Annotated in this window: 6 protein-coding genes and 1 tRNA gene; 3 read left to right on the forward strand and 4 right to left on the reverse strand. The window is 65.8% G+C overall.

The window, feature by feature from the left end; all coding sequences use genetic code 11:
* The 3 genes from VLE48_11780 to VLE48_11790 all read left to right on the forward strand — a co-directional run.
* Positions 1-2,082: hypothetical protein (locus tag VLE48_11780; GenBank protein HSA93683.1), on the forward strand; the 2,082-nt coding region annotated here is incomplete at its 5' end.
* Complete coding sequence (locus VLE48_11785; protein ID HSA93684.1) at positions 2,060-3,397, forward strand: hypothetical protein; 1,338 nt, start codon at positions 2,060-2,062, stop codon at positions 3,395-3,397. The genes VLE48_11780 and VLE48_11785, both read left to right, overlap by 23 nt.
* Before the next feature lie 191 nt (positions 3,398-3,588).
* Positions 3,589-4,122 carry an O-acetyl-ADP-ribose deacetylase gene (locus VLE48_11790; protein ID HSA93685.1) on the forward strand — a complete coding sequence of 178 codons (534 nt, stop codon included), beginning with the start codon at positions 3,589-3,591 and terminating at the stop codon, positions 4,120-4,122.
* 61 nt (positions 4,123-4,183) lie between these two features.
* Here VLE48_11790 and VLE48_11795 read toward each other — a convergent pair whose 3' ends face one another.
* The 4 genes from VLE48_11795 to VLE48_11810 form a co-directional block, all read right to left on the reverse strand.
* Positions 4,184-4,825 carry an MBL fold metallo-hydrolase gene (locus VLE48_11795; GenBank protein HSA93686.1) on the reverse strand — a complete coding sequence of 214 codons (642 nt, stop codon included), beginning with the start codon at positions 4,823-4,825 and terminating at the stop codon, positions 4,184-4,186.
* Positions 4,826-4,946: 121 nt separating this feature from the next.
* Positions 4,947-5,294, reverse strand: coding sequence for a preprotein translocase subunit SecG (gene secG, locus VLE48_11800; protein HSA93687.1), 348 nt, complete (start codon positions 5,292-5,294; stop codon positions 4,947-4,949).
* 157 nt (positions 5,295-5,451) lie between these two features.
* Positions 5,452-5,536 (reverse strand) — tRNA-Leu (locus tag VLE48_11805).
* 141 nt (positions 5,537-5,677) lie between these two features.
* A partial coding sequence (locus tag VLE48_11810) for a triose-phosphate isomerase (protein ID HSA93688.1) occupies positions 5,678-6,016 on the reverse strand: 339 nt, incomplete at its 5' end.

Below are 6,016 nucleotides of genomic sequence, written 5' to 3' on the forward strand. Positions count from 1 at the left end.
GCGGCTCGCGACAAGAAGAAGAAGGTCGATGAGGGCCTGGCCCGCGCCGAGTCCGCGCAGCATGACGGCGACCTGGAAGCCGCCGCCAAAGCCCTGGATGAGGTTCTGGCTGCCGATGCCGATAACACCCAGGCCAAGGCCTTGCATGCGGCCGTCAGCAAGGAATTGGAAGAAAAGCGGCGCCAGAAGCAGGTGCAGGGATATCTCGAGGAGGCTCGCAAGGCCATCTCCGGGCGCAAGTTCACCTCTGCCTTTGAGGTTCTCACCAAGGCGGAGCAGGTCGATCCGGCCAGTCCCGAAGTCCATGCCCTCAAGAACCTGGCCTCCAGCGGCCGCGAACAGGAGCAGCGGCGCCGTGATCTGGATAAGTTGAGCAGCGAGATTCAGGACCTGCTCAACCGCGAACAGTACGCGGAGGCTTCCGAGCAGGCCAACGCCGCCCTCCAGAAGTTCCCCAGCGATCCTGCCTTGCTCAAGCTCAAGGCCCTGGCCGACAAGCAGAAGGAAACGGCGGACCGCAAGAAGTTCGTCGAGGAGCAGGTGGCCGAGGTTAATCAACTGGTGGCTGCGGGCAAGCAGGCCGAGGCTCAGGCCGTCCTTGAAAGGGCAGTGCAGAAGGCTCCCGGTGAGCGCCGCCTGCAGTCCCTGCTGGCCGTAGTGCGCGATTCCGCCGAGCGCGAGAAGGTGGAAAAGCGCAAGGCCGAGTTCATCGCCGAGGCGCGCAAGGCCCTCGGCAAGAAGGACTACGCCGCCGCCGTCAAGATCCTGGAAGACGCCCAGGTCGAGGTTGAGGGCTCGGCCGAGATCAACGATCTGTTGCAGTTCGCGCGCGACGAGGCCGTGACCCAGGCCCGCCGCCGCAAGATCGAGGCCGCCGCCGAAGAGGCCCAGCGCCTCATCACCGACCAGGAATACGAGCGCGCCGTCTCCGTCCTGGAAGCCACCATAAAGGACACGCCCGACGAGGAGCTCAAAGTCGTCCTCGCCGAAGCCAAGCGTCACGTCGGGGAGTTCAACAAGAAGGTGGAAGGGGCCATCACCCGCGCCAAGCGCCTGCTCGACGCCCGCAACGTCGACGAAGCCGTCGCGTTCCTGGAGAAACAGCCCAAATCCTTCGCTCGTTCCAGCGCCTTCACGGCGCTTTTGGAAAAGGCTCGCACCGAGCAGGACCAGATCAAGGGCGTCGCCGGCGCCATCGAGAAATCGCGCGAGACCGCCACCAAGGGCGACTTCACCGCTGCCGTTAAGATTCTCGAGGCCTGCAAGAAGACCTACGGCGAGACCCCGGAACTGAAGCAGGCGCTCACCGACCTGGAAGCCAAGCGCGCTGCCATCGCCAAGACCGCCCTGGAGAAGGCGGTGCGCGACGCCCGCGCCCTCCTGCTCGGCCGCCAGTACGCCGCTGCCCTCAAGGGCCTGGAAGCCGTCGCTGACCTCGTTTCCGCCGCCCCTGCCGAATTGCGCACGCAGTGGGAGTCCCTGCGCAAAGACGCTTCGGCGGGCGCCTCCCGCATGCAGAAAGAGGTCGAGTTGGGCAAGACCATCGTCGCCGGCTCCGCGGAAGCCGCCGCCGGCCAGACCATGGTCGCCGGTTCCACGGAAGTGGAAGCCCCGGCGCCCGCCCCGGCGCGGGGCCGTCCCGCGCCTGCCGCTCCCGCTCGCGCTCCCTCCGTGCCCCAGCCTCCGGTGGCGCGTCCGCCCATTCCGCCGCCTGCGCCAGCCCGCTCACCGATGGTGATGTATGGCGCCATCGGTGCCGTCGTCCTGCTCGTCCTCGCGGTGGGCGGCTACTTCGCTTTGCGCACGGGCGCTCCTGAGTCCACGGCGTATGTGGAGATCAACGCCGTGCCGTGGGGCACGGTGAAGAGCGTTACCAATGGCAGCGGCGAGCCCATGCCCTTGCCCGCCGAATCCCATACCCCGCTCCGCCTGCGCGTTCCGCCCGGCGAATACAAGGTCGTGGTCGCCGGCCCCAGTGGTGTCGAGAAAACGGAAACCCTTACCGTCACCGTGGAATCTCCGGGCAGCTACACGCCCGTCTTCGAGGCTATCGATGTGGATGAGATCCTCAGAAACTACTGATCGCCGCGTTGTCTGGCTGGGCCTGGCAGTCTTTCTGCTGGTGCCGCTTTCCGCCTTCGCCGACAAGAAGGATGACCTTTACAAGCAGGCCCAGGCCGCGGCTTCGGCGGGCAAGGTCGAGGACGCGGCTCGCGCTTATTGCGAACTCGCCAGGATGGACGCCAAGTACAAAGACGCGCAAATGAACTGCAACGTCATGAAGCAGGAGGCTGAGCGCGAACGCAAGCGCAACGAGGATCGCTTCCAGGAAGGTGTTGCCGCGTTCAATGCCGGCCGCTGGGACGACGCCGAGCAGAAGTTCCGCAACATCCGCGGCGGCCCCCGGCTCGACGAAGCCAAACAGTACCTTGCCAGCCGTATCCCCGCCGCCAAAGCGGCCAAGGCCAATGAAGCCAATGAGGCCGCCATGAGCGGGAAGTTCGACGACGCCGTCGGCGCCTACCAGGGCAACAACTTCAACTCCGCCAAGAGTCTGTTCGGCCAGATCAGCGGCCGCCGCGAGGGCGAGGCCAAGAATTACCTGAACAAGATCCGCGAATACGAGCAAGCCATGGGCGAGGGCGACCGCCTGGCCTCCGCCAGCAATTTCCGTGGCGCGCTTCAGTCCTACAACGACGCCGCCACCATCAAGCCCGACGGCCCCGGCGATCCTCGCGGCAAGGCTCAGCGCATGCAAACCGAGCTGGCCAAGGCTTCCGCCCCGGCTCCCACGACCACCGCACCCGCGCCCACCACCACGGCTGCCAAGCCTCCGGCCCCAACGCCCAGCTCTTCGAGACCCACTCCCAGCCGTGTGGTTGAGGCTGCGGTGAAGGAACCCGCACGTCCGCAGGTGGATGTGGCCAAACTGTTGCGTGAAGCCGATGCCGCCAAGGCCACTGGCAACATTCCGGTTGCCCGGAGCAAGTTCCTGGCCGCGCTGGGCGCTGACCCCAGCAACCGCCAGGCCCGCCTAGGTCTGGAGACGTTGCCCAAGGAGACTGGCACCCAGGCGCCCAAGGCCACCTCCGAGGCGGACATCCTGCTCGCCCGTGCCATCGGGGAGTTCTATCAGGGCAAGTACGATCAGGCCGAAGTCCACATCCGCGACTACCTGGAGTTCAACGGGTCCAAGACCGCCCTCAGCCAGTTCTATCTGGGCGTGACCAAGCTCACCAAGTTCTATCTCAACGGCGAGCGCACCGATGAACGGAGGCTCATCAACGAGGCCAGCGACCACTTCAAGGTCGCCAAGAAGACCGCCGGTTTCACCGCCCCGGACAACCGCCTCATCTCGCCCAAGATCCTCAAGGCCTACCAGGACGTCACGCCGTAACCGCTTTCGTTTCCGCAAGCCGCGCCTCGCGCGCGGCTTTGTTCTTTCTTGTCATCCCGAGCGGAGTTCGACGGAGGCTCCTTCGCCGAAGCAGCGCGAAGTCGAGGGCCCCCATGTCTACCATCGCCCCTCGGGGCGGCGGGGCGTGTCTTTCACTTGAAACTCGAAATCCGAAACTCGAAACTGTGTCCATGCTTCTTCGCCTCGGCCCCGCCTCCATCGAGCTCCTTCAGGGCAACATCGTCCACCAGGACGTCGACGCCATCGTCAATGCCGCCAACACTTCGCTGCTGGGAGGCGGCGGTGTCGATGGCGCCATCCACCGTGCCGCCGGGCCTCAGTTGCTGGCCGAATGCCGCACCCTCGGCGGATGTCCCACCGGCGAGGCCCGCATCACCCGGGGCTACGGGCTGAAAGCCCGCCACGTCATCCACGCCGTCGGCCCGGTCTACAGCGGTCGCCCGCGCGACGCCGAACTGCTCGCCGCCGCCCATCGCAACTCGCTCTCGCTCGCCGCCCGCCACGGCCTGCGTTCTATCGCCTTTCCCGCTATCTCCACCGGCGCCTACGGCTACCCGCTCGACGAAGCCGCACCCATCGCCCTCACCACCGTCCGCGATTTTCTCGGCACACAGAACGAGATTGAACTCGTCCGTTTCGTCCTCTTCGACGCCGCCGCCCTGGCCGCCTTCGAGCGCGCTGCAGCCCGCGTCCTCGCTCCCTAAGCACACTCGTGCCGCGCAACGCCGCGTCCTGCAGTTGGGCGCTAACGGGGATGACGCGCCCTCACAACCTCACCAGCCCCAGCACGAACGGATTCGTCTCCCGCTCCCGCCCGATCTGTGTAATGGGACCGTGGCCGGGCACGACCAGCGTCTCGTCCGGCAGCTTCATCACTCGCTCGCGCAGCGACTCCATGATCTTGCGCGACGACCCGCCCGGCAGGTCCGTCCGCCCGATGCTCCCCGCGAACAGCGTATCGCCCGCGATCAGCGTCTTCTCCTCGGGGATGTACAGGCAAACGCTGCCCTCGGTGTGTCCCGGCGTGTGCATGACCTGCGCCGTGATGCCGCCCGCGCTCACCTTGTCCGCGTCTTCCAGGCCAGCGTCGGTCGCCACCTTCCCCGGCGGCTTCATGCCCAGCCAGCGCGCGTGCTCTTCCAGCAAGTTCAAAATGGCGTGGTCGTTCTGGTTCATCAGCACCGGCGCGCCCGTGGCCGCTTTCAACTTCATTGCCCCGCCGATGTGGTCGATGTGCGCGTGCGTGATCACGATCTGCTTCACCGTGAGCCCGTGCCGGTTCACGATCTCGAGGATGTCCTCGATGTCATCGCCCGGGTCGATGACCATCGCTTCGCGCGTGCCCTCGTCGCCCACGACGGAGCAATTACACTGCAACGGCCCCACCGGCAGGATCTCGTGGATCATCGCGTTCCATCCTAACCCGCCGGTTGCGCTTCCGCGGCGGATTCCAAAACACCAAAGGCCTCCTCGCTGGAGGCCTTCCCAGGCGCTGGTCGCTGCCTGCTGAGTGCTGAGTGCTGAATGCCTACTGTTGCGGCGCCGCCGGTTGCTCCGCGGGCTGCTGCGCTGGCGCTTGAGCTGGAGCCTGCTGCGCGGGCTGCGTCTCGGTGGCGGCCGGCTTCTCACCTTCCAGCACCGATCCCGTGCCCGGCCTCTGCTTCGTGTACAAGATGGTCAGCGAGATGGACGTCAGCAGGAACACCACCGCGGCCACCGTGGTCGCCTTGGAGAGCAGCGTAGCCGTGCCCCGCGGCCCGAATGCCGTCTGGCTTCCCATGCCGCCGAACGCGGCCGCGATGTCGGCGCTCTTTCCGTGCTGCAGCAGCACCACCACCACCAGGAAAACGCATACCAATACGTGTACAACGGTCACCGCAATAATCATCTCTGAGTGACTCCTCGATCCCAATCAGTCTTCGCGCCGCTTGCTCAACGCCGTCGCGAGCATTTCTGCTTCGAGCATCTCCGCTTCTGGAATTTCTGCCTAGAGAATCGCTGCCTGACAATCTCTGTTTCTAGTAATCCCCTGATGGTGCGGAAGGCGGGATTTGAACCCGCATGCCTTTCGGCGCCACCCCCTCAAGATGGTGTGTCTGCCAATTCCACCACTTCCGCACGATGCCACACCAGACGCGCACTCACTGCGTGCGCACGGAGAGAGGAGCCGGGAATCTCGCTCCCATCGAGATTATAGCAAAGGGGCGTAGGCGGCCCGGGGCCGCCGGACGGGCGCCACAACCGAGGCCGCGCTGCGCGCTAGTACTTGACGATGGCGGCGAAGGACTTGGGGTCGAGGGAAGCGCCGCCGACCAGGGCCCCGTCGATCTCGGCTTGCACCATCAGGGCGGAGGCGTTCTCCGGCTTGACGCTGCCCCCATAAAGGATGCGCAGACCGGCCGCGAAGGCGTCGCCGAAGGATTTCGCGGCCTCGCGGCGGATGACTTCGTGCGCGTCAGAGGCCAGTTGCGGCGTGGCCGTCTTGCCCGTCCCGATGGCCCACACCGGCTCATAGGCGACCACCAGCTTCGCGGCTTTTTTTGCGGAGATGCCACGGAAGGCGCGCGAGCACTGCCGCCTGAGGACGTCTTCGGTCAG

The organism is Terriglobales bacterium (assembly GCA_035454605.1).
Classification (GTDB): domain Bacteria; phylum Acidobacteriota; class Terriglobia; order Terriglobales; family Acidobacteriaceae; genus DATMAB01.

Coding starts and splice junctions, on each gene's coding strand:
- VLE48_11790 (HSA93685.1), top strand. CDS start 3,589: ATGCTTCTTCGCCTCGGCCCCGCCTCCATCGAGCTCCTTCAGGGCAAC.
- VLE48_11785 (HSA93684.1), top strand. CDS start 2,060: ATGAGATCCTCAGAAACTACTGATCGCCGCGTTGTCTGGCTGGGCCTG.
- VLE48_11795 (HSA93686.1), bottom strand. CDS start 4,825: ATGATCCACGAGATCCTGCCGGTGGGGCCGTTGCAGTGTAATTGCTCC.